Below are 548 nucleotides of genomic sequence, written 5' to 3'. Positions count from 1 at the left end.
TACCACTTTGTGATTCATGACTGGGGTGAAGTCGTAACAAGGTAACCGTAGGGGAACCTGCGGTTGGATCACCTCCTTACCGAACGATATCTGAATGTGCAGTGTCCACACAGATTGTCTGATGAAATGAATGAGCAAGAGCACCTGTTGATGCGGTAGGGGAAACCTTACGCTGATGCGAAAGTGCCATATCACGCAAGTGGTCTGGTACGGAATTTTCGTGTCCCCATCGTCTAGAGGCCTAGGACACTGCCCTTTCACGGCTGTAACAGGGGTTCGAATCCCCTTGGGGACGCCATTCCGATAATGAGTGAAAGACATTATCACCGAATATCTTAAAGATGACTTTAACAAGTCGTGTTTAAGATATTGCTCTTTAACAATCTGGAACAAGCTGAAAATTGAAATGATGAATAATCGAAAGATTATTCACGAGTCTCTCAAAAGCGCACAGCCGATGATGGAAACATCTTCGGGTTGTGAGGTTAAGTGACTAAGCGTACACGGTGGATGCCTAGGCAGTCAGAGGCGATGAAGGGCGTGCTAAT

The 548-nt window shown here is 46.4% G+C and carries 1 tRNA gene and 1 rRNA gene; both read left to right on the top strand.

From position 1 onward, the window contains the following. Window positions 1-79: ribosomal RNA gene (locus tag ABFX35_RS23670) — 16S ribosomal RNA — on the top strand; the annotation flags it as partial. Window positions 80-222: 143 nt separating this feature from the next. Beyond that, window positions 223-298, top strand: a tRNA-Glu gene (locus tag ABFX35_RS23665). Window positions 299-548: the final 250 nt, after the last annotated feature.

It is taken from the genome of Gibbsiella dentisursi (genome assembly GCF_039539505.1).
GTDB lineage: Bacteria > Pseudomonadota > Gammaproteobacteria > Enterobacterales > Enterobacteriaceae > Gibbsiella > Gibbsiella quercinecans.
Note: the sequence above shows the minus strand (reverse complement) of the source record. Positions and strands in the feature narration are given on the sequence as shown.